Origin of the sequence: Cupriavidus sp. H39 (assembly GCF_050271075.1) — a bacterium.
Taxonomy (GTDB): domain Bacteria; phylum Pseudomonadota; class Gammaproteobacteria; order Burkholderiales; family Burkholderiaceae; genus Cupriavidus; species Cupriavidus necator_B.
Map to the genome: position 1 here is coordinate 933,259 of NZ_CP189846.1, position 22,951 is coordinate 956,209.

The following is a 22,951-nucleotide window of genomic DNA, read 5'->3' on the forward strand; positions in this document are numbered from 1 at the left end:
CGCAGCCCGGGCGCGGGCTCAGTAGACGTCGTGCTGCGTGTTATAGGCGTTGAACTTGCCGGTCGGCGTGATCAGGCGCTTGTCCTTGATCACGGTCTTGAGCGTGCGGGTCTTGTCGTCGACCACCACCAGCGCGGATTCGCCGTCCTTGGTGCCCCACACCGAGAACCAGACCTCGTCGCCGGCCTTGTTGTATTCGGCCTGCACCACGCGCTTGGCGCCCGCGCCCTTCAGTTCGGCCCACTCGGCGATCGGCAGCACCTTGAAGCCGGCTTCCAGGTTGCGTGTATCGAACACCGCGACCGACTGGTTGAGCCTGGCATCCGGATTCAGCGGCGTATCGACCCACAGGTTGGACGACTTGGGATGGGTCTTGATAAAGAGCGAGCCGCCGCCCTGGCCCTTGACCGTCTGCACCACCTTCCACGCTTGCGCCGGGTGGCCGGCGGGGTCGGTGCCGATCAGGCTGATGGTCTCGTCGCCCAGGTGGCTGGTGGCCCAGACCGGGCCGAACTGCGGATGCGTGAAGTTGGCGCCGCGGCCGGGGTGCGGGGTCTTGCCGACGTTGACCAGCGCGGCCAGCTTGTCTTCCTTGGTGTCGACCACGGCGATCTTGTCGGAGGCGTTGGCCGCGACCAGGAAGTAGCGTCCGGTCGAATCGAAGCCGCCGTCATGCAGGAACTTGGCCGAGTCGATGGTGGTGGTCTTCAGGTTGGCCAGGTCCGAGTAATTGACCATCAGGATCTTGCCGGTCTCCTTGGCGTTGATCACGAACTCGGGGTGGTAGTGGCTGGCAACGATCGAGGCGACACGCGGCTCGGGGTGGTATTCGTTGTCGACGGTCATGCCGCGCGTGGACACCACCTTCAGCGGCTTAAGCGTATCGCCTTCCATGATCACGTACTGCGGCGGCCAATACGAGCCCGCCACCGCGTACTTGTCTTCATAGCCCTTGTACTTGGAGGTCTCGACCGAGCGCGCCTCCATGCCGATCTTCACTTCGGCGACGATATCGGGCTTGGGCAGCCACAGGTCGATCAGGTCCAGCCGCGCATCGCGGCCGATCACGTACAGGTAGCGCCCCGACGCCGACATGCGCGAGATATGCACCGCATAGCCGGTCTTGACGATATTGATGACCTGCTTGCTGTCGCCGTCGATCAGCGCCACCTCGCCGGCGTCGCGCAGCGTGACCGAGAACAGGTTGTCCAGGTTGTACGGGTTCATCTTCTGCGTCGGGCGCTTGGCGACGGGCAGGATGTCCTTGCGGCTTTTCTCGATATCGGCGAGCGAGAACTCGGGCGGCGTCGGCGGATCGAGCTGGATGTAGCGCGCCATCAGGTCGACTTCCCGGTCGGTGAGGTCGCCCGAGGTGCCCCAGTTGGGCATGCCGGCGGGGCTGCCGTACTTGATGAAGGTCTTCAGGTACTCGGTGCCGCGCGCACGCGTGATGTCCGGCGTCAGCGCCTTGCCGGTGGCGCCCTTGCGCAGCACGCCGTGGCAGCCGGCGCAGCGCTCGAAGTAGATCTGCCGCGCGTGGTCGAATTCGGCGGCGGTGAGCGTGGGGATGGCGGTCTTTTGCTCAGCCTTCTGTGCGGCCTTGGGTTCGGCCTTGGTAGCCGCGTGGGAGAGCCCGAGCCAGAGTGAGAACGGCAATGCCGCGATTGCCGGATACAGCCAGTTTTTTGCTTTCATGGGGTGCCGTGGGATCAGCGGTGGGAAAGCGATTTCGCGGTGCGCAGGCTTGCATTGGCCTGGACCTGTCGTGCATGTGGCGATCATGCGCACACACTGGCGACATGGGATTGACTGGCATCAAACCAAGGAGGAAGGGTGGGAACGAAGCGCGGGCAGTGGCTTCATGTCGTTCCCGGCGGGCAAGCGTGCGGCTATGGCGGCCGCACGCCGGAGATGCGTGGCTCAGGTGTTGCCGAGCCTTGCGCGCGTGCGTGCCGCCACGTTCTGGGTCCACGGAAACGCCGACCAGTACTGCTGGATGAACTGCTCGATTTCGCCGCGCTGCCGCAGCGACAGGCCGATCATGTCCAGCCCTTCGAGAAACATGCGGCGGTGCCGTGCCGACAGTTGGAAGGCGTGGTCGCCGCAGGGCGTGCGCACGCGCATCGCCTCGACGTCAATGTCGATGGTGTTGCGGCTGTCCGCGTCCACCGCGTTCATCAGTGGCTCGATGACCTCGCGCGGCAGCATCACCAGCAGCAGCCGGTTGTTCATCGCGTTCGAATAGAAGATCTCGCCAAAGCTCGGCGCGATCACGGCGTGGATGCCGAATTGCTGCAGGCCCCAGACCGCATGCTCGCGGCTCGAGCCGCAGCCGAAGTTGGCGCCGCCCACCAGGATGCTGGTACCGGCGTATTCGGGGCGGTTCAGTACGAACTCCGGGCGCGGCGCGCCGCTGGCGTCGAAGCGGTGGTCATGCAGGATGCCCTGCGCCAGTCCGGACTTGTCGATGCCGCGCAGGAACTGCTTGGGAATGATCTGGTCGGTGTCGAGGTTCTCGAAGCGGATCGCGGCGGCCTTGCCGCGGATGCAGGTGGGTTCAGGCATGAATCGTCTCCAGCTTGCGGACGTCGGTGATGGCGCCGGTGACCGCGGCGGCGGCGGCCATGGCCGGGCTCATCAGGTGGGTGATGGCGCCGCGTCCCTGCCGGCCCTCGAAGTTGCGGTTGGTGGTAGAGGCGCAGCGCACGCCGTCGGCGAGCACGTCGTCGTTCATGGCCAGGCACATCGAGCAGCCCGGCTGCCGCCATTCGAAGCCCGCGTCGATCAGGATGCCGGCCAGTCCCTCGCGTTCGGCCTGCGCCTTGACCGCGCCCGAGCCGGGCACGATCATGGCCCGCACGCCAGCGGCCACCTTGCGGCCGCGCACCACGCTGGCCACCGCGCGCAGGTCTTCGATGCGGCCGTTGGTGCAAGAGCCGATAAAGACGTGCTGGATCGCGGTGCCGGCCAGCGCCGCGCCGGGCTGCAACCGCGTGTACGCGAGCGCGCGCTCGACCGAGCGCTGCTCGGCCTCGTCGATCTGGTCTTCCGGAAACGGGATGGTGCCGGACACCGGCAGCACCTGGTCCGGGCTGGTTCCCCAGGTCACGTAGGGCTCGATCTCGCTGGCATCGAACGTAAACTCCAGGTCGAACACCGCCTCCGCATCGCTGTGCAGCGTGGCCCAGTAATCGAGCGCGGCGTCGCGCTGCGCGCCCGCGATGTCCGGCGCGCGGCGCAGCACGTAGTCGGTCGCGGCCGCATCCGGCGCGATCAGCGCGCCGCGTGCCGCCGCTTCGACGGTCATGTTGCACAGGGTGAAGCGGGCCTCGATGCTCAGGTCGCGGATCGCCGCGCCGCAATACTCGACCACGTAGCCGCGCGCGCCTTGCGCGCCGATCGTGCCGATGATCCGCAGGATCAGGTCCTTGGCGGTGGTGCCCGCGGGCAGCTTGCCGTCGACGCGGATGCGCATGGTCCGGGCCATGCGGTAGACCAGCGTCTGCGTGGCCAGCACGTGCTCGACCTCGGACGTGCCGATGCCAAAGCCCAGCGCACCGAGCGCGCCATAGGTAGTGGTGTGGCTGTCGCCGCAGATCACCACCATGCCGGGGCGGATCATGCCGTGCTCGGGCGCGACCACGTGCTCGATGCCTTGCAGCGCATCGTTGGTGTCGAACAGCGGGATCGCATGGCGCGCGCAGTTGGCGTGCAGGTTGGTGGCCTGCAGCGCGGAGGCGGGGTCCGCGATCACGCGGATCGCGGTCGGGTGCGTCGGGATGATATGGCTGACCACCGCCACGTTCTGGCCGGGTACCAGCACGCCGCGGTCCTGCTCGTGCAGCCCGGCGAAGGCCTGCGGGCTGGTGTACTCGTTCATCAGGTGCAGGTCGCAGTACAACAGCACGTTGTCGTCGTCGATCCTGGCCACGGTATGGGCGTCGACCAGCTTCTGGTATAGCGTCTTGGGGGTCATGGCAACGGCCTGGTCTGTCGTTATTCCGCGGTGATGCCGCGTTGCTTGATCAGCTTCGCCCACACGGGCATTTCTTTTTCAAGGCGCTGACGTGCCGCCTCGGGCGTGGTCGGCGTGGGCTCGAAGCCCTCCCTGACCATGCGTTCACGGGTGGCCGGCGCGGCCAGCGCGGTGTTGAGCGCGGCGTTCAGCTTGTCGATCACGGGCCTGGGCGTGCCGGTCGGGGCGAACACCATGAACCAGGTCTCGAAGGCATAGCCGGGCAAGCCCGCCTCGGCCGCGGTCGGCACGTTTGGCAATTGCGGCGCGCGCCTGGTGCCGGTAACCGCGAGCGCCCTGAGCTTGCCGCCCTGCACATGCTGCTGGGCCGCGGAGATCACCGGGAAGCTCATGTCGACCTGGCCCGCGATGGTGTCGACCAGCGCCGGGCCGCCGCCGCGGTACGGCACGTGGACGATCGAGACATTGGCCACCGACTTGAACAGTTCGGCCGACATATGGAAGGTGCTGCCGTTGCCCGCGGAGCCATAGGTCAGCTTGCCTGGCGCGGCTTTGGCGGCCGCGATCAGCGCCTGGAGGTTTTTGGCGGGCACGTTGTTGTTGACCACCAGCACATGCTGCGAACTGGCCACCATGCCGATCGGCGCAAGATCCTTCAGCGTGTCGTACGGCATGCGCGGGAACAGGCCCGGGTTGATCGCCAGCGACACGGTCTGCAGGCCGATGGTGTAGCCGTCGGCGGCGGCCTTGGCCACCGCATCGACACCGATATTGCCGCCAGCGCCGGCGCGGTTTTCCACCACGATGGTGCCGCCCAGGCTCTTTGCCCACGCCTCCGAGACCAGCCGGGCGGCGATGTCGGCGCTGCCGCCCGGGGCGTAGGGCACGATCAGGCGCACCGGGCGCTGGGGATAGTCTTGCGCCGCGGCGGTGCCGATCGATGCGGCGCACAGCAGCAAGGCGGTGAGGCGGGCAACTTTCATGGGTGTCTCCTGTGGCAATGACTTGTTATGAAAGCCATCGTATCATTCACCTGGAGACGCATAATGCAAACTCAGTTACTTCTTTGTTTCCTGTAATTCATCAATGGCATCAATGGATCCGCTTTCCGACGTCGCGTTCTTTTCCTGTATCAACAAGCACGGCAGCCTGGCCGGCGCGGCACAGCAGCTGGGCGTGACGCCGCCGGCGGTCAGCAAGCGGCTGGCTGCGCTGGAAGCGCGGCTGCACGTGCGCCTGCTGCACCGGACCACGCGCCGTATCAGCCTGACGCCCGAAGGCGAAAGCTACCTGGTGGAAGGCGCCCGCATCCTGGCCGAGATGGAAGCGCTGGAACGTACCATCGCCGGCACCGGCAGCACCCCGCACGGGCTGCTGAAGATCGGCGCCACGCTGGGATTCGGGCGCAGGCAACTCGCGCCGGCGCTGTCCGGTTTTGCGCGCCGCTTCCCGAATATCGAGGTCCAGCTGTACCTGAGCGACCGGCCCCTGAACCTGGTCGAACAGGGGCTGGACGCCATGATCCACTTCGGCGAGATGCCGGACGTGCGGCTGGCCGCGCGCCTGCTGGCCAACAACCGCCGCCTGCTGTGCGGGGCGCCGTCGTACCTGGCGGCGCACGGCGAGCCGTCAAGCCCGCGCGAACTGGCGCGGCACAACTGCATCTTTATCCGCGAAGCCGACGAGACCTTCGGCACCTGGCACCTGCGCCATGGCGCGCAGCAGGAGACCGTCAAGGTCCGCGGCACGATGAGCACCAACGACGGGGAATCCGCGCTGGCGTGGGCGCTCGACGGACAGGGCCTGATCGTGCGTTCCGAGTGGGACGCCGCGGAGCACCTGCGCAGCGGCGCGCTGCGCCGGGTGTTGCCGCAGTGGCAGTTCGCGCCGGCGGACATCTACCTGGTGTTCCCGGCGCGCAATCATCGTCCGGACAAGGTGCGGGCGCTGGTGGACTTCCTGCTCGAGCACTTTGCCGGCCACCGCGCCGCGGGTGGCGCCAGCCCCTGGTAAGGCCGCGGCCGGCCTTGGGACGCTACAGCGCCAGTTCCGCGGCACGCGCAGCGCTGGCGCCCGCGCCCGGCATGGCGGCGGCCTGGTCGCGCATGGCCAGGATAAAGCCGCCGATCTGCGCGATATCGTCCAGCGCCATGCAGGGCAGCACGGTGTCCATGCGCGTGTCCGTGGCCAGCGCCATGATCGAGGGATCACCCGGATAGCAGGGCGCGCGCCCGTGCGCGGGCCGGTAGACCTCGAGGCGCGGGATGGCCTCGCGGCGGAAGCCCTCCACCAGCGTGATATCGGCCGGCCGCAGGCGCGCGACCTGTTCGGCCAGTGTCGGCTCGGCTTCGCCGGCCAGTTCGCGCACGATGGCGTAGCGATAGGGCGACGCCACCATCACCTCGGCCGCGCCTGCCGCGCGAAAGCGCGCGCTGTCCTTGCCCGGCGGCTCGAGTTCGAGCGGATGGTGGCTGTGCTTGACCACGTTGACGCTCAGGCCCTGGGCGCGGAACCAGGGCAGCAGCGCCGTGATCAGCGTGGTCTTGCCGCTGCCGGAGGTGCCGGTGATGCCGAAGATAAAGGGATGCATGGGATCAAGGTTCCGTATGGGCGGGCAGCGGGCACACCAGTGGCAGGAAGCTGTCGGCGCGCTGCGAATAGGCCAGCAACGCGCCGGCCTGGAGATCGAAATACCAGCCGTGCAGCGTCAGCGCGCCGGCTTCCAGCGCACGCCGCACGAACGGGAAGGTCTGCAGGTTGCGCAGCGACACCAGGATCGCCGCCTGCTCGCAGGCGCGCTCGCGCTGCTCGGCGCTGGCTGCCACCAGGGTTTCCTCCACCTGCCGCCGCGCTGGCGCGGCGATGCGCACCCAGGCGCCGAGGTAGTCCGGGTCCTCGCTGTCGTCGGGCGGATGGTCGCCGGCGTCGGCCGGCTGCGCCAGCAGCGCGCGGATGCCGCCGCAGCCGCCGTGGCCCATCACGATGATGCGGGCCACGCGCAACTGCTGCACGGCGAACTGGATCGCCGCGGACACGCCGTGCAGGCTGCCTTCATGGCGGCCAGTGCAGGGCGGCACCAGGTTGCCGATATTGCGCACGGTAAACAGCTCGCCCGGATCGCAGCCAAGCAGCAGGCCGGGATCGACGCGTGAATCGCTGCAGCCGATCAGCAGCGTCGGTGGACGCTGGCCGGTGCGCAGAGTGTCGAACAGCCCGGGCTCGTCGTCGAAGTAGCGTTGCTGGAAGCGTTCGAAGCCTTTGAGCAGATGTTCGATGTGATGCACGGCGGCCTCCGGGCGTTACTGCACCAGCGGGCTGTCGGCGCCTTCCAGCTCGATGCCTTCGATGCGCGCGCGGCCGATCAGCAGGCTGGCGTACTGCTTCCACGCGCGGTCGCGCGCGGCGGCGCCCAGGGCGCGGGCAATCTCGACGCGCACCGCCTCGAACGGCAGGCGCGTGCCCGGGCAACGCTCGAGGATGTGCACGATATGCAGGCCGAAGCGGCTCTGCACCAGTTGCGGCAGCACGCCGTCCTGCTGCGCCGCAAACAGCGCGCGCTCGAACTCGGGCGCGGTCTCGCCGCGGAACACCCGGCCCAGCCGGCCGCCGTTGGCGCCGCTGGGGCAGTTCGACAGCGCGCGGGCATGGTGGGCAAAGCTCGAGGGATCGCCGCGCACCAGCGCCAGCGTCTGCGCCGCGATCTCGCGCAACGCGTCCAGCGGCACGCGCGGCGTAACCTGGAACAGGATGTGGTCGGCTTCGACCCATTCGCCTTCGCGGAAACGCTCGGGGTGGCTGTCGTAGTGGCGGCGGCAGCTGGCTTCGTCGGCTGCGGGCGTGGCCGCCTCGCGCGCCAGCAGCGCCTGCGCCAGCGCATCGTCATCCATCTGCGCGGCGTCCAGGCCGATGCGCGCGGCTTCGGCGCGCATCAGCAGGCGCAGGATCGCCGCGATGGTGGCCAGCCGCGCGGGATTGGCGGCGTCGTGATGGTGGTCCAGTTCGCGTTCGATATCGGCGTCGCGCAATTCCACGCCATTGACGGTGACAGGCATCGTGTTCTCCTTGTGGGGTGGCGGCGCTCAGCGGCTGCGCACCAGTTGCCAGGCACGGCCGAGGTAGCCGACCGAGGCAAAGCCGCTCCATACATGGACCAGCCGCGTGAACGGGAAGATCACGAACAGCGTCATGCCCATGAACAGGTGCGCCTTGAACAGCAGCGGCGCGTCGGCGACGAAGCCGGCGGCGTCACCGCGCAGCGTGACGATGCGCTGCGCCCAGTTCATCAGCTGCACCATCATGTGCCCGTCCATGTGGCCGGCCGATTCGAAGATGGTCGACAGGCCCAGCAGCAGCGTTGCGAGCAGCCACAGCAGCAGCACCTTGTCGCCGGTGCGGGTCACCGCGGACACGCGCGCGTTGGTCAGCCGGCGGTGCAGCAGGATCAGCAGGCCGGCCAGGCACATGGTGCCCATCACGCCACCGGCGGCCATCGCCACCGCCTGCTTGAAGCCGTGCGAAACGCCCAGCGTGTCCCATACCGCGACCGGCGTCAGCAGGCCCACCAGGTGGCCGAAGAACAGGCCGAGGATGCCGACATGGAACAGGATGTTGCCGGTGCGCAGGTTGCCGCGGTACAGCACCTGCGAACTGTCGCTCTTCCAGGTGTATTGCTCGCGCTCGAAGCGGGCCAGGCTGCCGAACAGGAAGACGGCGAGCGCGATGTAGGGGTAGATGCCGAAGAGGAATTGGTGGAGGGTTGCCATGGTGTTAGCTCGGTAAGAGGGACAAAGACCGATTGCCTGTGGGCTTGCTTCGGGGTCCGAATCATCCGACTGTGTTCCCTCTCCCCTCAGGGGAGAGGGGAGCGAACAGTCGGCTTGAGTAGGCATTTCAGCAAGGCAATGGCGCCGGCGCCGTGCCGCGCGGATAGAACTTCACCGCCTGCGGCCCCGCCTGCGGTGCCAGCAGCGGCTCCACGCCGTCGGCGCCAGGCCCGAAGGTCTCCAGTGCCTCGTCCATGTCCCGCACCGGCGGCTCCTGTTGCGGTTGTGGCTGCACGTCGGTGAGCGTGCGCAGCACGGCGAATACGCCGGCGTACGGGCTGTGGTTGCGCGCCAGCCGGTCGCCGATCGCGGCCAGCACGTGGATGGCCTCGCCCAGCAAGTGTTCGGCGCGCGCCTCCTTGCCGTCGGCCACAAGCGCGCCGAGAAACTCCAGAAACAGCGGCACATAGTCAGGCAGCTCCGACGCCGCGGGCTCGAAGCCGTCGCGCCGGTATTCGTCGATCAGGTCGACCATGGCCTGGCCGCGGTCGCGGCTTTCGCCGTGCACGTGCTCGAACAGGTGCAGCGAGTGCGCCGGGTTGCGGTCGAAGGTGACGACGTAGTTTTCCTGCAGCGTGATCAGCGACTCGCCACGCAGCATCGCGGTCACCGGTGCCAGCAGGTCGCGCGCCTGCGGCCATTCGGCGAGCGCGGCGTCGATTTCCGGCAGGGCGTCGAGCAGATCCTGCTCGGGATAGGCGAGGAGGGTGCTGAGAATGGGATAGAGAGGCATGTTCTTCTCCGTTTCGTTCGCGAGGTTTCAGCTCATCACGGCTTTCTTGCGCGACTTCGGCATGTCGACGAAATGCACGCTGCCCTGCGGCTTTTTGCCGAACAGCGCGCCTTCCGAGGTGCCGCCCGAGCAGCCGTTGCCGAAGGTGAAGCCGCAGCTGGCCTTGTCGTTGAAGCTGTCCTCGACCATCTCCTTGTGCGAGGACGGAATCACGAAGCGGTCCTCGTAGTTGGCGATGGCCATGGTCTTGTACATGTCCTCGACCTGCGCGGGCGTCAGGCCCACCTGCTTCAGCACATCGAGGTCCTGCACGCCGTCGACCACCTGCGAGCGCTTGTACGCGCGCATCGCCAGCATGCGGTCCAGCGCCGACAGCACCGGCATCACGTCGCCCGCGGTGAGCAGGTTGGCCAGGTACTTGACGGGGATGCGCAAACTTTTGACGTCGGGGATGATGCCGTTCATGCCCATGTGGCCCGCTTCGGCCGCCGACTGGATCGGCGACAGCGGCGGCACGTACCACACCATCGGCAGCGTGCGGTACTCGGGATGCAGCGGGAAGGCGATCTTCCATTCGCACGCCATCTTGTAGACCGGCGACTTGCGCGCGGCGTCGAGCCAGCTCTGCGGGATGCCCTGGCGCAGCGCCTCGGCCTGCACCTTGGGGTCGTGCGGGTCGAGGAACACGTCGAGCTGCGACTGGTACAGGTCGCGCTCGTCGGCCACCGACGCGGCCTGCTCGATGCGGTCGGCGTCGTACAGCATCACGCCGAGGTAGCGGATGCGGCCGACGCAGGTCTCGGAGCAGACCGTGGGCTGGCCGGCTTCGATGCGCGGATAGCAGAACAGGCATTTCTCGGCCTTGCCGCTCTGCCAGTTGAAGTAGATCTTCTTGTACGGGCAGCCCGAGATGCACATGCGCCAGCCGCGGCACTTGTCCTGGTCGACCAGCACGATGCCGTCGTCCTCGCGCTTGTAGATCGAGCCCGACGGGCACGACGCCACGCAGGCCGGGTTCAGGCAGTGCTCGCACAGCCGCGGCAGGTACATCATGAAGGTGTTCTCGAAGGTCGAGTACATCTCCTTCTGCACGTCGTCGAACAGCTTGTCGCGGCCGCGCGAGCTGAACTCGCCACCGAGGTCGTCTTCCCAGTTCGGGCCCCACTCGATCTTTTCCATCTTGCGGCCGGTCAGCACCGACACCGGGCGCGCGGTCGGCGGGGTCTGCGACAGCGGCGCCTTCTGCAGGTGCTCGTAGTCGTAGGTGAAGGGCTCGTAGTACTCGTCGATCGCCGGCAGGTTGGGGTTGGCGAACAGGTTCGCCAGGATCTTCAGCTTGCCGCCCTGGCGCGGCTCCAGCGTGCCGTCGGCGTTGCGCTGCCAGCCGCCCTGCCACTTGTCCTGGTTCTCCCATTCCTTGGGATAGCCGATCCCGGGCTTGGTCTCGACATTGTTGAACCACGCGTACTCGACGCCGTCGCGGCTGGTCCAGACGTTCTTGCAGGTCACGGAGCAGGTATGGCAGCCGATGCACTTGTCGAGGTTCAGCACCATGGCCACCTGGGCGCGGATCTTCATTGCGTTGCTCCTTCCTTGGTCTTTTCGACGAGCGGCCCTTCGAGCCAGTCGACCTTTTTCATCTTGCGCAGGATCACGAATTCGTCGCGGTTGCTGCCGACGGTGCCGTAGTAGTTGAAGCCGTAGGCCAGCTGCGCATAGCCGCCGATCATGTGGGTGGGCTTGGTCACGGCGCGCGTGACCGAGTTATGGATGCCGCCGCGCATGCCGCTGGTCTCGGCGCCGGGCACGTTCACGATCTTTTCCTGGGCGTGGTACATCAGGCACATGCCCTTGGGCACGCGCTGCGACACCACCACGCGCGCCGTCAGCGTGCCGTTGACGTTGAACACCTCGACCCAGTCGTTGTCGCGGATGCCGTTGGCCTGGGCCTCGGCTTCCGAGATCCACACGTGCGGGCCGCCGCGCGACAGCGTCAGCATGCGCAGGTTGTCGGAGTAGGTGGAGTGGATGCCCCACTTCTGGTGCGGCGTGATCCAGTTCAGCACGAGTTCCGGGTTGCCGTTGGGCTTCTTCCCCAGCATCGGCGCGACGGTCTTGGTGTCGATGGCCGGCTTGTACACGCATGCGCCTTCGCCGAAGTCCAGCATCCAGCGATGGTCCTGGTAGAACTGCTGGCGGCCGGTCAGCGTGCGCCAGGGGATCAGCTCGTGCACGTTGGTGTAGCCGGCGTTGTAGCTGACCTCGTCCGATTCCAGCCCCGACCACGTCGGCGCGGAAATGATCTTGCGCGGCTGCGCCTGCACGTCGCGGAAGCGGATCTTGTCGTGCTCGCGCCCTTCGGCCAGGTGCGTGTGGTCGCGCCCGGTGATCTTCGACAGCGCTTCCCATGCCTTGACGGCAACGTGGCCGTTGGTCTCGGGCGCGAAGGTCAGGATCATCTCGGCGGCGTCGATCGCCGTTTCCAGTTTCGGCCGGCCCTGGCTTACACCCGGTTCGGTCACCGTGTGGGTCAGTTCGCCGATTTCCTTGACCTCATGCCGGGTGTTCCAGTTGATGCCCTTGCCGCCGTTGCCAAGCTTGTCGAGCAGCGGGCCGATCGAGGTAAATTTCTTGTAGATGTCGCCGTAGTTGCGCTCGACCACCGTCATCGACGGCGCCGTCTTGCCCGGGATCAGGTCGCACTCGCCGGCCTTCCAGTCCTTCGGCTCGAACGGCTGGCCCAGTTCGCCCGGGGTATCGTGCAGCAGCGGCGTGCACACCAGGTCCTTGCGCATGCCCAGGTACGGGCCGGCGATCTCGCTGAATTTCTTCGCGATGGCCTTGTAGATTTCCCAGTCGGTCTTGCTTTCCCACAGCGGCTGCACGGCTTCGGACAGCGGGTGGATGAACGGGTGCATGTCGGACGTGTTGAGGTCGTCCTTCTCGTACCACGTGGCCGTGGGCAGCACGATGTCGCCATACAGGCAGGTGGTGCTCATGCGGAAGTCCAGCACCGTCAGCAGGTCGAGCTTGCCTTCGGCGGCCGGGCGCACATTGACTTCGCTCGGCGTGATGGCGTCGTTCTCGTCGCCGAATACGGCATTCTGCGTGCCGAGCAGGTACTTCAGGAAATACTCGTGCCCCTTGCCCGAGCTGCCCAAAATATTGGAGCGCCACACGAACATATTGCGCGGGAAGTTGGCGGGATTGTCGGGGTCGTCGCAGGCAAACTGCAATGCGCCGGATTTCAGTTGCTCGACGGTGTAGGCCACCGGGTCCTGGCCGGCTTTTTCCGCCGCGTCGACCACGTCGAGCGGATTGGTGCCGAGCTGCGGCGCCGACGGCAGCCAGCCCATGCGTTCGGACTTCGCGTTCAGGTCCAGCAGCGACAGGCCGTCGTAGCGCTTGCGGTCGGCGGTCGGCGACAGGATCTCGTCGACGGCCAGCTTCTCGTGGCGCCACTGGCTGGTGTGGTTGTAGAAGAACGAGGTGCCGTTCATCTGGCGCGGCGGGCGCGACCAGTCCAGCCCGAACGCCAGCGGCGCCCAGCCGAACTGCGGGCGCAGCTTCTCCTGGCCGACGTAGTGGGCCCAGCCGCCGCCGCTCTTGCCGATACAGCCGCACATCATCAGCAGGTTGACGATGCCGCGGTAGATCATGTCGTTGTGGTACCAGTGGTTCAGCGCGGCACCGACGATCACCATGCTCTTGCCCTGCGTGCGGTCGGCGTTGTCGGCGAACTCGCGCGCGACCTGCGTGACCAGCCGCGCCGGCACGGAGGTGTGCTTCTCCTGCCAGGCCGGGGTGTAGGGCACGTCGTCTTCAAACGAAGCCGCCACGTTCGGGCCGCCGAGCCCCTGGTCGACGCCGTAGTTGGCCATCTGCAGGTCGTACACGGTCGCCACCAGCGCGCTGCCGCCATCCGCCAGCGTGATGCGGCGCGCCGGCACGCGCCGGCGCAGCAGTTCGTCGTGTTCGCCGCCGAAATAGGGGAAGCCGACTTCCACTACCTCATCGTGGTGGTCCAGCAGCGACAGGCGCGGCTCGACCGGGCGGCCGCTGCCGCCGTCCTTCATTTCCAGGTTCCAGCGGCCCACCTTCTCGCCATCATTGTGCGCGGCTTCGCCCCAGCGGAAGCCGATCGAGCCGTTGGGCGCGACGATCTCGCCGGTGGCGTCGTCGAGCAGCAGCGTCTTCCATTCCGGATGGTTGGCTTCGCCAAGGCTGTCCGCCAGGTGCGAGGCGCGCAGGAAGTGGTCGGGCACCAGCGTATCGCCATGCTCGCGCAGCAGCACCAGCATCGGCATGTCGGTGTACTGCTTGACGTAGTCGCGGAAGTACGCGGACTTGCCGCTGGCATGGAATTCCTTGAGCACCACGTGGCCCATTGCCATCGCCAGCGCGGCATCGGTGCCTTGCTTCGGCGCCAGCCAGATATCGCCGAACTTGACCATCTCGCCGAAGTCGGACGAGACAGCGACGGTCTTGGTGCCCTTGTAGCGGACTTCGGTGTAGAAGTGGGCGTCCGGCGTGCGCGTCTGCGGCACGTTGGAGCCCCACACCATCAGGTAGGTGGAGTTGTACCAGTCTGCGGATTCCGGCACGTCGGTCTGTTCGCCCCAGATCTGCGGGCTGGCCGGCGGCAGGTCGCAGTACCAGTCGTAGAACGACAGGCAGGCGCCGCCGAGCAGGCTCAGGTAACGCGCGCCGGCGGCATACGAGACCATCGACATCGCCGGGATCGGCGAAAAGCCGACCACGCGGTCCGGGCCGAACCGCTTCACGGTGAAGGCGTTGGCCGCGGCGATCATCTCGGTGGCGGTGTTCCAGTCGGCGCGCACGAAGCCGCCCTGGCCGCGCACGCTCTTGTAGCGTGCCGCCTTCTTCGGGTCCTGGCTGATCGATTCCCAGGCGGCGACCGGATCCATGGTCTTGCGGGCCTCGCGCCACATCTCCATCAGCCGGCCGCGGATCATCGGATACTTGACGCGCTGCGCGGAGTAGACGTACCAGCTGTACGACGCGCCCCGCGGGCAGCCGCGCGGCTCGTGGTTGGGCAGGTCGGGGCGCGTGCGCGGGTAGTCGGTCTGCTGCGTTTCCCAGGTGATCAGGCCGTTCTTGACGTAGACCTTCCAGGAGCAGGAGCCGGTGCAGTTCACGCCGTGGGTGGAGCGCACGATCTTGTCGTGCTGCCAGCGGCTGCGGTAGCCGTCTTCCCACTTGCGGTCTTCGTTCACCACCGCGCCGTGGCCGTCCGCATAGGTGGACTTGACGCGCGACATGAACTTCAGTCGATCCAGGAAATGACTCATTTGCTTGTTCTCCGCGAGGCTATTCTGCGGGGCTCCGACGGTTGCCCGGGAGCCTTTGCAGGGACACCTCGAGCTTATGGGGGAGCGGGGCGGCGGCCAATTCGCTGGTGGAACAGCCGCCGCGTGGCGATCGGGGGAGGAGCAGGGCGCGGACCTAGTTCCGAAGAACTAGTCCGGCCGGCGAGGCCTTAGCAGGGCATGGGCGCGTTGCGGCGCGCGTAGTACCACCAGGTCACCAGCACGCAGCTGAGATAGAAGGCGATGAAGCAATAGAGCGCGGCGTCGGGCGCGCCGGTCAGCTCCAGTGCGGTGCCGAAGCTCTTGGGGATGAAGAAGCCGCCGTACGCGCCGATCGCGCCGGAAAAGCCCAGCACCGCGGCGGATTCCTTGCCGGCGTCCTGCAGCGCCTGGCGTTGCGCGGCGTCGCCCTTGCCCTGCGCGGCGCGCTGGCGCTCGGTCAGGAAGATCACCGGGATCATGCGGAAGGTCGAGCCGTTGCCAATGCCGGTCAGCGCGAACAAGGCGATGAAGGCCGCGAGGAACCAGGTGAAGTTGCCGCCGGCGCCGTCGTGCGGCAGCGCCGCCAGCACCGCGAACACCGCGGCGATCATGCCGACGAAGGTCCACAGCGTGACGCGCGCACCGCCCAGCTTGTCCGAGATCCAGCCGCCAACCGGACGCGTCAGCGCGCCCACCAGCGGCCCCAGGAAGGCATAGGCGGTGGGGTTCACGCCGGGGAACTGCGACTTGGTCAGCAGCGCCAGCCCGGCCGAGAAGCCGATGAACGAGCCAAAGGTGCCGACGTACAGCCAGCACATCAGCCAGTTGTGCTTGCGCTTGAAGATCACCGCCTGCTCGGCGAACGAGGCCTTGGCATCGGCGATGTCATGCATGCCGAACCACGCCGCCAGCGCGGACACGACGATGAACGGCACCCAGATAAAGCCCGCGTTCTGCAGCCACAGGTTCTGCGCGGCGCCGCTGGCCTGGTATTGCTGCGACTCGCCGCCGAGCGCGCCAAACACCGCCACCGACACCACCAGCGGCGTGACGAACTGCACCACCGACACGCCCAGGTTGCCGATGCCGGCATTCAGCCCGGTGGCCAGGCCCTTCTTCGCCTTGGGGAAGAAGAAGCTGATATTGGCCATCGACGAGCTGAAGTTGGCGCCGCCCAGCCCGCACAGTAGCGCCAGCACCAGCAGCGTGGGGTAGCCCGTGGACAGGTCGCGCAGCGCGAAGCCCATGCCCAGTGCGGGAATCAGCAGCAGCGCGGTGGAGATCGCGGTGAAGCGGCGCCCGCCGAACACCGGCACCAGGAAGGAATAGAAAATGCGCAGCGTGGCGCCGGACAGCGCCGGCAGCGCGGTCAGCCAGAACAGCTGGTTCTTGGTGAACTGGAAGCCGGCGCGGTCGAGGTTGACCGCGACCACGCTCCACAGCATCCAGACCACGAAGGCCAGCATCAGCGCCGGGATCGAGATCCACAGGTTGCGGTAGGCGATGCGCTCGCCTTCGCTTTGCCAGAATGCCTTGTTTTCAGGCTCCCAGCGGGTGAGTACGGATGAGGTCATGATCAGTGTGCCTTGATGAAGAAAGCGCGCAGGCGCAGGGAGGTCGGTGCCGCGTCAGGCCGCCTGGGTCAGGCCGACGGCCTGGGCCTTGCGCTGGCGTTCGGCGCGATGGCTGTAGTGCATCCACACCAGGCTCACGCACACGGTGCCGTACATCAGCATGAAGCAGCTGCTGCGGATGCCGGTCAGGTCGGCCAGCATGCCGAACAGGATGGGCAGCACGAAGCCGCCCAGGCCGCCGGCCAGGCCCACCACGCCGGAGACCGCGCCGATGTTGTGGGTGAAGTCGTTGGAGATGAACTTGAACACCGAGGCCTTGCCGATGGCGAAGGCGATGCCGACCACGAACAGCAGGATGGTGAACAGCGTGGGCGTCAGCGCGATGCGGAAGGCCTGCGGGCCGCCGGTGGTCTGGACGATGAAATCGGTCTGCGGGTAGCTGAGCAGGAAGAAGCCGACCCAGCTGACCCACATCACCCACCAGGTGGTGCGGTGCGCGCCGTAGCGGTCCGAGATCCAGCCGCCGATGGCGCGCAGCACGCCGCCCGGCAGCGAGAAGCACGCCGCCAGGAAAGCGGCGGTCTTGATGTCGAAGCCGTATTCGCCGATGTAGTACTTGGTCATCCACAGCGACAGGCCGACATAGCCGCCGAACACCACGGAGTAATACTGCGAGTAGCGCCACACGCGCGGGTCGCGCATCACCGCCAGCTGCTCGCGCCAGCCCACGCTGGACTTGACCAGGTGCGCCGGGTTGCTGCGTGAAAACACCCAGAACAGCAGCGCGGTGACGAGCATCGCCACCGAATAGACGCGCGGCACGACGGTCCAGGTGCCGGCCGCCAGGATCAGCGCCGGCGCGACGAACTTGGTCAGCGCGGCGCCCGAGTTGCCGGCGCCGAAGATGCCCATCGCCAGCCCCTGGCGGGAGCGCGGGAACCAGCGCGCCACGTAGGGCGTGCCCACGGAAAACGAGCCGCCCGCCAGGCCCACGAACAGCCCCAGCAGCAGCAACTGCCACAGCGTGGTCGCATACGAGATCAGCCAGATCGGGATCACGGTGGCCAGCATCAGCACGAAGAAGACGATGCGGCCGCCGAAGCGGTCGGTCCACAGGCCCAGCGGCACGCGAATCAGCGAGCCGCTCAGCACCGGCGTGGCGGCGAGCAGGCCGAATTCCGTGTCGTTGAGGCCGAGCTGCTGTTTGAGGGGGATGCCGAGAACCGCGAACAGCATCCAGACGGCAAAGCAGATGGTGAAGGCAAAAGTACTGGACGCCAGTGTTATTGCGGCGCCGGGCGGGATCGGCGCCGGCGCGCGGGATTGGGTGGCCATGGCCATGCTCCTGTATCAACTTTGGCGGGGGTGATGCCAGAGTAGGGGCGGGCGCTGGTGCTGCCTATTCGCCGGCAGCACAGCGCACGCGCGGGCGCGGCCTGCCTTTGGAGGTAGTTCTACCGGGGGAGGTTGCCGGCGCGGCGGCGGTGCTATCGTGCAGTCAACATGCGGCGCATCGCTTTGCACCGCTACGGCGAACCCCGCGCCGCCTCCCCTGATCCTCATCGCCAGCCATGGACACCATTCCCATCCTTCCCGCGCGGCGCACGCCGCCTTCTGGCAAGGCCCCCGCGGGGCCTCCGCCACGTGGCTTTGCCTTGTTTGCGCTGGGTTTTCGCCCGTTCTACCTGGGCGGCGCGGTGTTTGCCGCGCTGGCGATCGCGGCATGGTCGGCGATGCTGGCGGGTATGAACGGTGTCGGCCCGGCACCGGCGCTGCCGGCAATGTTCTGGCATGCGCACGAGATGGTGTTCGGCTTCGCCGCGGCCATCGTGGTGGGGTTTCTGTTTACCGCCGGACGGGCCTGGACCGGGCAGCCGACACCGACCGGCACCGCGCTGGCTGCGCTGTTCGGGCTCTGGGTGGCTGGGCGTGCTGGCCTGTGGCTGGCGCCCGGCACCGCGGCCTTCGCGGTCGAAGGCGCGTTCCTGCCGCTGGCGGCGCTGGCCTTTACGCGCACGCTGGTGCGCGGCGGCAACCGCCGCAACTATCCGCTGGCCCTGGCCTTATGGCTGCTCGCGCTGGCCGATATCGCCAGCCTGTGGCTGCAGGCGCGCGGCCATGACGCCGCGGCGATGCTGGCCTGCCGCGCTGGCGTGGCACTGGTTACGCTGTTTGTCGTGGTGATCGGCGGGCGCGTGATCCCGATGTTCACCACCAATGCGATTCCCGGCTTCCGGCTGCGCCAGTACCGGCAGGTAGATCGCCTGGCAATTCCGGCGGCCGTGCTGGGGCTGTCGGCGGGTCTGCTGCCCGTGCCCGCATGGCTGGCCGCAGCGCTGTCGCTGCTGGCCGCGCTGGTGCTGGGCGTACGCGTGGCGGGGTGGCGCGGTCATGCGGTTGGCAACCGGCCGATCCTGTGGGTGCTGCACCTGGCTTATGCGTGGCTGCCGGTGGCGTTGCTGCTGCAGGCGCTTGATGCGCTCGGCCTGGTGATGGCCGGGCTGGCGACGCACGCGTTCACCGTGGGCGTGCTCGGCGTGGCCATCATTGCCATGGTCACGCGCACCGCGCTGGGCCACACCGGACGCATGCTGGTGGCCGGCCGCGCGGAGACCGCGGCGTACTGGCTGGTGGCCGCGGCGGCGGTGTTGCGCGTGTTCGGGCCGATGGCCTGGCCCGCCGGCTACCTGCATTGGGTGTGGGGCGCAGGCGCTTGCTGGGTGGCGGGCTTCGGGCTCTATGCGCTGACGTATGCGCCGCGGCTGGCGCGGCCGCGGCTGGACGGCAAGCCGGGCTGAAGGCGCTACAGCATCCCGCTCAGGGGCAGGCCTGCGCCAGCGGTGCGCGGGCGCCTTGCTCCAGCTTCACGCTCAGCCATGCCACCGCCAGCGCCGCCATCGGCGCCAGCGCCGCCACCCACGGCAATGCCGTGAGCCCCAGGCCGTGATCGACCACCACCCCGCCCATCCACGCACCCAGGCCGTTGCCCAGGTTGAACGCGGCGATATTGAAGCTCGATGCCAGGTTCTCGCCGGCGCCGCGGGCGTGGCGCAGCACGCGCAGCTGCAGCGGCGACACCGTGGCAAACGCCGCCACGCCCAGGATGCCGACGAAGGCCACCACCAGCACCTGGCTGTGGATGGCCAGCGTCATCGCCGCCAGCACCAGCGTCAGCGCCGCCAGGGTGGCCAGCACCGCGCGGGTCGGGGCGCGGTCGGCAAAGCGGCCGCCCAGCACGTTGCCGACGATCATGCCGGCGCCGAACAGCAGCAGGATCGGTGATACCGCCGCCTCGCCAAAGCCGGACACGCGCGTCAGCAACGGCTGCACGTAGGTGATCACGGCGAAGATGCCCATCGACTGCAGCACCGTCATCGACAGCCCCAGCAGCACCTGCGGGCGGCCGATGGTGGCCAGTTCGTCGCGCAGCGCCACGCGCGCGCCGTGGTCCCGGCTGTTCTGTACCAGCAGCGCGATCACCGCCAGCGACAGCAGCCCGACCAGCGTCATCGCCCAGAAGGTCGAGCGCCAGCCCAGGTGCAGGCCCAGCCAGGCGCCGGCGGGCATGCCCAGCAGCGTGGCCAGCGTCAGTCCGGAAAACATCACGGAAATCGCCGAGGCGCGGCGGTGTTCCGGCACCAGGCCGGTGGCGACCACCGCGCCGACGCCGAAGAAGGTGCCATGCGTGAGCGAGGTCAGCACGCGCGCGATCATCAGCGTGGTGTAGTCCGGCGCCAGCGCGCACGCCGCGTTGCCCACGGTATAGATCACCATCAGCGCCAGCAGCACCGCCTTGCGCGGCATCCGGCGCGTCAGCAGCGTCAGCACCGGCGCGCCGGCGAACACGCCCAGCGCGTAGCCGGAGACCAGCATGCCGGCGGCGGCGATGGTTACCTGCAGGTCGGCGGCCACCTGCAGCAACAGGCCCATGATCACGAATTCGGCGCAGCCGATGCCGAAGGAGCCGGCGGTCAGCGCGTACAGCGCCATCGGCAGCCGGTCCCGGGCGGGGGCGGCGGGGACGGATTGAGGGGAAGCCATGGTGGACAGGGTCGCAAGGGGGAAGGAAGCCCGCAGTCTGGGCCTTTTCGGCTTCAGTAAAAACCGGCATGATCCATAATCAGTTTCAAGGAAGCATTGAAAATCATGGACCGGATCGGCGATATCGGCCTGTTTCTGCGGGTGCTGGACCTGGGCTCCATCAGCGCCGCGGCGCGCAGCCTGGATCTTTCAGTGGCGGTGGCAAGCCAGCGGCTGCAGCGGTTGGAGCGCGAACTGGGCGTGCGCCTGCTGCATCGCACCACGCGGCGGCTGCACGCTACCCCGGAGGGTGCCGTGCTGGCCGAGCAGGGGCGCGCGCTGGTGGATGACCTGGAGGCGCTGGGGGCGTCGCTGCGGCAGGCTGGCACCGGCGTCAGCGGAACCTTGCGGGTGACCACGTCGTCGTCGTTCGGACGGCTCTATGTCTCGCCGTTGCTGCCGGAATTCCTGGCCCGGCATCCGGGCGTATCGCTCAGCGTGAACCTGACCGACCATGTGCTGGACCTTGTCAGCGCCGGCTTTGACCTGGCGATCCGCATCGGCGCGCTGGACGATTCGGCGCTGGTCGCGCGCCGGCTCGCCAACAACCGGCGGCTGCTGTGCGCGTCGCCCGACTACCTGCGCCGGCGCGGCACCCCGCGCACGCCGCAGGACCTGGCGCGGCACGATTGCCTGCTGCTGGTGGGCAGCCAGGGGCGGCAAGATGTCTGGCGGCTCGGCGATGGCGCCGGCGGCGAGATCGCCGTGCGCGTGCGCGGCCGGATCGAGGCCAATACCGGCGAGCTGCTGTCCGACGCCGCGCTGGCGGGCTTCGGCATTGCGCTGCATTCGGCCTGGCATGTCTGCGCCGACCTGCAGGCCGGCCGGCTGGTGCAGGTGCTGCCCGATTACCCGCTGGCGGACACCGGCATCTACGCGGTGATGCCGCAGCGGCGGCTGGTGCCGCCGCGCGTGCGCGCCTTTGTCGATTTCCTGGCCGAACGCTTTGGCGACAACCCGCCGTGGGAGCGCGCCCGCGGCGGGTGAGCGAGGCCGCTGCTAGGCCGGTGGCTGCGGCGCTGGCGTGGCGTGGCGCCGGTAGTCGCCCGGCGTCGTGCCGGTCCAGCGGCGGAAGGCGCGGAAGAACGAGTTGGCATCGTCAAAGCCGAGCCGGAACGCGATCTCCCCGAGCGACAGCGCGCCTTCGCTCAGGTAATGGCCAGCCAGCTCGCGCCGCGCGTCTTCGCACAGCGCGCGGAAGCTGGTGCCGGCGGCCATCAGCCGGCGCTGCAGCGTGCGCTCGCTGATGTCGAGGTGGCGCGCCACCGCCGCCAGGCTCAGGGCGCGGTCGCCGGCCAGCTGCTGCAGGGCGCCGCGCACATCGGCAAGCGACGCCGTGGCCGGCCGCAGGTCGCGGCTGGCGGCGGGCGCCGTGGGGCTGGAGCGGTCGCGTGCCATCAGCCGCAGCGCCAGGTCGCGCCGGCCGAACACGATCGCGTCTTCGGGCTCGCCGAAGCGCACCGGGCAGTCGAAGGCCTCGGTGTAGCGCAGGTGCCAGTCGGGCCGGCCGATGCGCAGCGACACCCGCAGCGGATGCAGCGGCTTGCGCGTGAAGCGCCGGCCGAAGGCCAGCAGCGAGCACAGCTCCATGTCGATGCGCGGCCGGCTGTCGGGCGCTTCGGGATCGCTCGGGCGGATGCAGACCCAGGCTTCGTCGCCCTGGCGGCGCAGCTCGACGCGGTCGCCGGCGAGCAATTTCTGGTAGCGCGCGATGCGCCGCAGGGCCGTGCCCAGCGACGGTCCGGCCATGGCGGGCAGGCCGGCCAGGCCAAGGAGGTCGGGCGGCATGCGGCTGCCCAGCCACAGCCCGATGGCGGGGTCGCCGGTGGCGTGATAGACGGCCAGCAGCAGGTGGATGGCCTGTTGCGGGTCGGCCGCATGCGCGGCGGGTTGGTGGTCGCAGGAGTCGGAGTCGGTATCGGATTCCGGGGCAGGCGCGAGTGCCGATACGTCGTAACCGCCTTCACGCAGTGCGTGCAGCAGGTCACGAGGCAACGGCCCGGCCTGGAGAGGCTCTTGTTGTGGCATCGTCGTTTTCTGGCTGGCAAGGTGGCGCAAGTGCGCCAGTGCAGCCCCCGGTACGAAAGAGATTACGCGGTGACGATGGCCCCTACAAGGGTGCGTGGCGGGCGGAAGTGTGTGCCAGGCAGCTTTACTGCTTCCGGATCCCTGCCTGACGGCGGCGAGTGCCGCGCCGCTGCTGGCTTCCGGGGTCGCTGCAACCCGTTGCCTAAATTTTGGGCAGTCCGGTGCGCTGGCGCACAGACTGGGGTTTCCGGACGGGGCACGGCCAGGATATCCACAGATTCTGTGGATATCACGTCGGAGTTTTCAACATGGGTTTGTGCGGCTGCCGGTGGGCGTGGGAAGCGGGTATGCTGGGCAGCTTTGGTGGCATGGCGCCCGCGCCCGGGGCGCCGGCGGCCATTGGCGGGACGGCCGGCCGCAGCGCG

18 protein-coding genes are annotated in these 22,951 nt (G+C 68.1%); 3 read left to right on the forward strand and 15 right to left on the reverse strand.

Going from position 1 to position 22,951, the window contains the following annotated elements:
- Positions 1–18: 18 nt before the first annotated feature.
- The 4 genes from ACOCMH_RS04780 to ACOCMH_RS04795 form a co-directional block, all read right to left on the reverse strand.
- Positions 19–1,695, reverse strand: coding sequence for a cytochrome D1 domain-containing protein (locus tag ACOCMH_RS04780; RefSeq protein ID WP_427308023.1), 1,677 nt, complete (start codon positions 1,693–1,695; stop codon positions 19–21).
- A gap of 225 nt (positions 1,696–1,920) precedes the next feature.
- Positions 1,921–2,565, reverse strand: coding sequence for a 3-isopropylmalate dehydratase small subunit (leuD, locus tag ACOCMH_RS04785; protein ID WP_427308024.1), 645 nt, complete (start codon positions 2,563–2,565; stop codon positions 1,921–1,923).
- A complete protein-coding gene (gene leuC, locus ACOCMH_RS04790) occupies positions 2,558–3,976 on the reverse strand; it encodes a 3-isopropylmalate dehydratase large subunit (protein WP_427308025.1) in 1,419 nt (472 codons plus the stop codon). The genes leuD and leuC overlap by 8 nt, the downstream gene beginning before the upstream one ends.
- 20 nt (positions 3,977–3,996) lie before the next feature.
- Positions 3,997–4,959, reverse strand: a complete 963-nt coding sequence (locus ACOCMH_RS04795; RefSeq protein WP_427308026.1) for a tripartite tricarboxylate transporter substrate binding protein — start codon at positions 4,957–4,959, stop codon at positions 3,997–3,999.
- 112 nt (positions 4,960–5,071) lie between these two features.
- Between ACOCMH_RS04795 and ACOCMH_RS04800 the strand changes: the two genes are divergently transcribed.
- Complete coding sequence (locus ACOCMH_RS04800; protein ID WP_427308027.1) at positions 5,072–5,989, forward strand: LysR family transcriptional regulator; 918 nt, start codon at positions 5,072–5,074, stop codon at positions 5,987–5,989.
- A 22-nt stretch (positions 5,990–6,011) separates the two neighbouring features.
- On the opposite strand, the gene mobB is transcribed toward ACOCMH_RS04800, so the two are convergent.
- The 9 genes from mobB to ACOCMH_RS04845 all read right to left on the reverse strand — a co-directional run bounded on the left by mobB (position 6,012) and on the right by ACOCMH_RS04845 (position 17,753).
- Complete coding sequence (gene mobB, locus ACOCMH_RS04805; protein ID WP_427308028.1) at positions 6,012–6,566, reverse strand: molybdopterin-guanine dinucleotide biosynthesis protein B; 555 nt, start codon at positions 6,564–6,566, stop codon at positions 6,012–6,014.
- Positions 6,567–6,570: 4 nt separating this feature from the next.
- Positions 6,571–7,260, reverse strand: coding sequence for a carbonic anhydrase (locus ACOCMH_RS04810; protein WP_427308029.1), 690 nt, complete (start codon positions 7,258–7,260; stop codon positions 6,571–6,573).
- A gap of 15 nt (positions 7,261–7,275) precedes the next feature.
- Positions 7,276–8,028 (reverse strand): peptidylprolyl isomerase, encoded by a 753-nt coding sequence (locus ACOCMH_RS04815; protein WP_427308030.1) that lies wholly within the window; start codon positions 8,026–8,028, stop codon positions 7,276–7,278.
- A 27-nt stretch (positions 8,029–8,055) separates the two neighbouring features.
- Positions 8,056–8,739 carry a respiratory nitrate reductase subunit gamma gene (gene narI / locus ACOCMH_RS04820; RefSeq protein ID WP_427308031.1) on the reverse strand — a complete coding sequence of 228 codons (684 nt, stop codon included), beginning with the start codon at positions 8,737–8,739 and terminating at the stop codon, positions 8,056–8,058.
- 127 nt (positions 8,740–8,866) lie between these two features.
- Positions 8,867–9,532: a nitrate reductase molybdenum cofactor assembly chaperone gene (narJ, locus tag ACOCMH_RS04825; protein WP_427308032.1), complete on the reverse strand. Its 666-nt coding sequence runs from the start codon at positions 9,530–9,532 to the stop codon at positions 8,867–8,869.
- Between the two features lie 27 nt (positions 9,533–9,559).
- Entirely contained in the window at positions 9,560–11,110 is a 1,551-nt protein-coding gene (gene narH / locus ACOCMH_RS04830; RefSeq protein WP_427308033.1) for a nitrate reductase subunit beta, read from the reverse strand.
- Positions 11,107–14,844 carry a nitrate reductase subunit alpha gene (locus tag ACOCMH_RS04835; protein WP_427308034.1) on the reverse strand — a complete coding sequence of 1,246 codons (3,738 nt, stop codon included), beginning with the start codon at positions 14,842–14,844 and terminating at the stop codon, positions 11,107–11,109. The genes narH and ACOCMH_RS04835 overlap by 4 nt, the downstream gene beginning before the upstream one ends.
- Before the next feature lie 188 nt (positions 14,845–15,032).
- Complete coding sequence (locus ACOCMH_RS04840) at positions 15,033–16,418, reverse strand: NarK family nitrate/nitrite MFS transporter (protein ID WP_427308035.1); 1,386 nt, start codon at positions 16,416–16,418, stop codon at positions 15,033–15,035.
- Positions 16,419–16,472: 54 nt separating this feature from the next.
- Positions 16,473–17,753, reverse strand: a complete 1,281-nt coding sequence (locus tag ACOCMH_RS04845) for an MFS transporter (RefSeq protein WP_427308036.1) — start codon at positions 17,751–17,753, stop codon at positions 16,473–16,475.
- A gap of 236 nt (positions 17,754–17,989) precedes the next feature.
- Between ACOCMH_RS04845 and ACOCMH_RS04850 the strand changes: the two genes are divergently transcribed.
- Positions 17,990–19,216, forward strand: coding sequence for an NnrS family protein (locus ACOCMH_RS04850; RefSeq protein ID WP_427308037.1), 1,227 nt, complete (start codon positions 17,990–17,992; stop codon positions 19,214–19,216).
- Positions 19,217–19,235: 19 nt separating this feature from the next.
- Here the strand turns inward: ACOCMH_RS04850 and ACOCMH_RS04855 are convergent, their stop codons facing one another.
- Positions 19,236–20,459, reverse strand: a complete 1,224-nt coding sequence (locus ACOCMH_RS04855; protein ID WP_427308038.1) for an MFS transporter — start codon at positions 20,457–20,459, stop codon at positions 19,236–19,238.
- Between the two features lie 105 nt (positions 20,460–20,564).
- Here ACOCMH_RS04855 and ACOCMH_RS04860 point away from each other — a divergent pair, with 105 nt between their 5' ends.
- Complete coding sequence (locus ACOCMH_RS04860) at positions 20,565–21,485, forward strand: LysR family transcriptional regulator (RefSeq protein ID WP_427308039.1); 921 nt, start codon at positions 20,565–20,567, stop codon at positions 21,483–21,485.
- 12 nt (positions 21,486–21,497) lie between these two features.
- Here ACOCMH_RS04860 and ACOCMH_RS04865 read toward each other — a convergent pair whose 3' ends face one another.
- Positions 21,498–22,526 carry an AraC family transcriptional regulator gene (locus tag ACOCMH_RS04865; RefSeq protein ID WP_427308040.1) on the reverse strand — a complete coding sequence of 343 codons (1,029 nt, stop codon included), beginning with the start codon at positions 22,524–22,526 and terminating at the stop codon, positions 21,498–21,500.
- Between the last annotated feature and the right edge of the window lie 425 nt (positions 22,527–22,951).

Excerpts from the sequence above, each read along its gene's own strand:
- narH (WP_427308033.1), bottom strand. The coding sequence starts at position 11,110 with ATGAAGATCCGCGCCCAGGTGGCCATGGTGCTGAACCTCGACAAGTGC.
- leuC (WP_427308025.1), bottom strand. The coding sequence starts at position 3,976 with ATGACCCCCAAGACGCTATACCAGAAGCTGGTCGACGCCCATACCGTG.
- mobB (WP_427308028.1), bottom strand. The coding sequence starts at position 6,566 with ATGCATCCCTTTATCTTCGGCATCACCGGCACCTCCGGCAGCGGCAAG.
- ACOCMH_RS04835 (WP_427308034.1), bottom strand. The coding sequence starts at position 14,844 with ATGAGTCATTTCCTGGATCGACTGAAGTTCATGTCGCGCGTCAAGTCC.
- ACOCMH_RS04800 (WP_427308027.1), top strand. The coding sequence starts at position 5,072 with ATGGATCCGCTTTCCGACGTCGCGTTCTTTTCCTGTATCAACAAGCAC.
- ACOCMH_RS04865 (WP_427308040.1), bottom strand. The coding sequence starts at position 22,526 with ATGCCACAACAAGAGCCTCTCCAGGCCGGGCCGTTGCCTCGTGACCTG.
- ACOCMH_RS04795 (WP_427308026.1), bottom strand. The coding sequence starts at position 4,959 with ATGAAAGTTGCCCGCCTCACCGCCTTGCTGCTGTGCGCCGCATCGATC.
- ACOCMH_RS04860 (WP_427308039.1), top strand. The coding sequence starts at position 20,565 with ATGGACCGGATCGGCGATATCGGCCTGTTTCTGCGGGTGCTGGACCTG.
- ACOCMH_RS04840 (WP_427308035.1), bottom strand. The coding sequence starts at position 16,418 with ATGACCTCATCCGTACTCACCCGCTGGGAGCCTGAAAACAAGGCATTC.
- narI (WP_427308031.1), bottom strand. The coding sequence starts at position 8,739 with ATGGCAACCCTCCACCAATTCCTCTTCGGCATCTACCCCTACATCGCG.
- ACOCMH_RS04855 (WP_427308038.1), bottom strand. The coding sequence starts at position 20,459 with ATGGCTTCCCCTCAATCCGTCCCCGCCGCCCCCGCCCGGGACCGGCTG.
- ACOCMH_RS04780 (WP_427308023.1), bottom strand. The coding sequence starts at position 1,695 with ATGAAAGCAAAAAACTGGCTGTATCCGGCAATCGCGGCATTGCCGTTC.
- narJ (WP_427308032.1), bottom strand. The coding sequence starts at position 9,532 with ATGCCTCTCTATCCCATTCTCAGCACCCTCCTCGCCTATCCCGAGCAG.
- leuD (WP_427308024.1), bottom strand. The coding sequence starts at position 2,565 with ATGCCTGAACCCACCTGCATCCGCGGCAAGGCCGCCGCGATCCGCTTC.
- ACOCMH_RS04815 (WP_427308030.1), bottom strand. The coding sequence starts at position 8,028 with ATGCCTGTCACCGTCAATGGCGTGGAATTGCGCGACGCCGATATCGAA.
- ACOCMH_RS04845 (WP_427308036.1), bottom strand. The coding sequence starts at position 17,753 with ATGGCCACCCAATCCCGCGCGCCGGCGCCGATCCCGCCCGGCGCCGCA.
- ACOCMH_RS04850 (WP_427308037.1), top strand. The coding sequence starts at position 17,990 with ATGGACACCATTCCCATCCTTCCCGCGCGGCGCACGCCGCCTTCTGGC.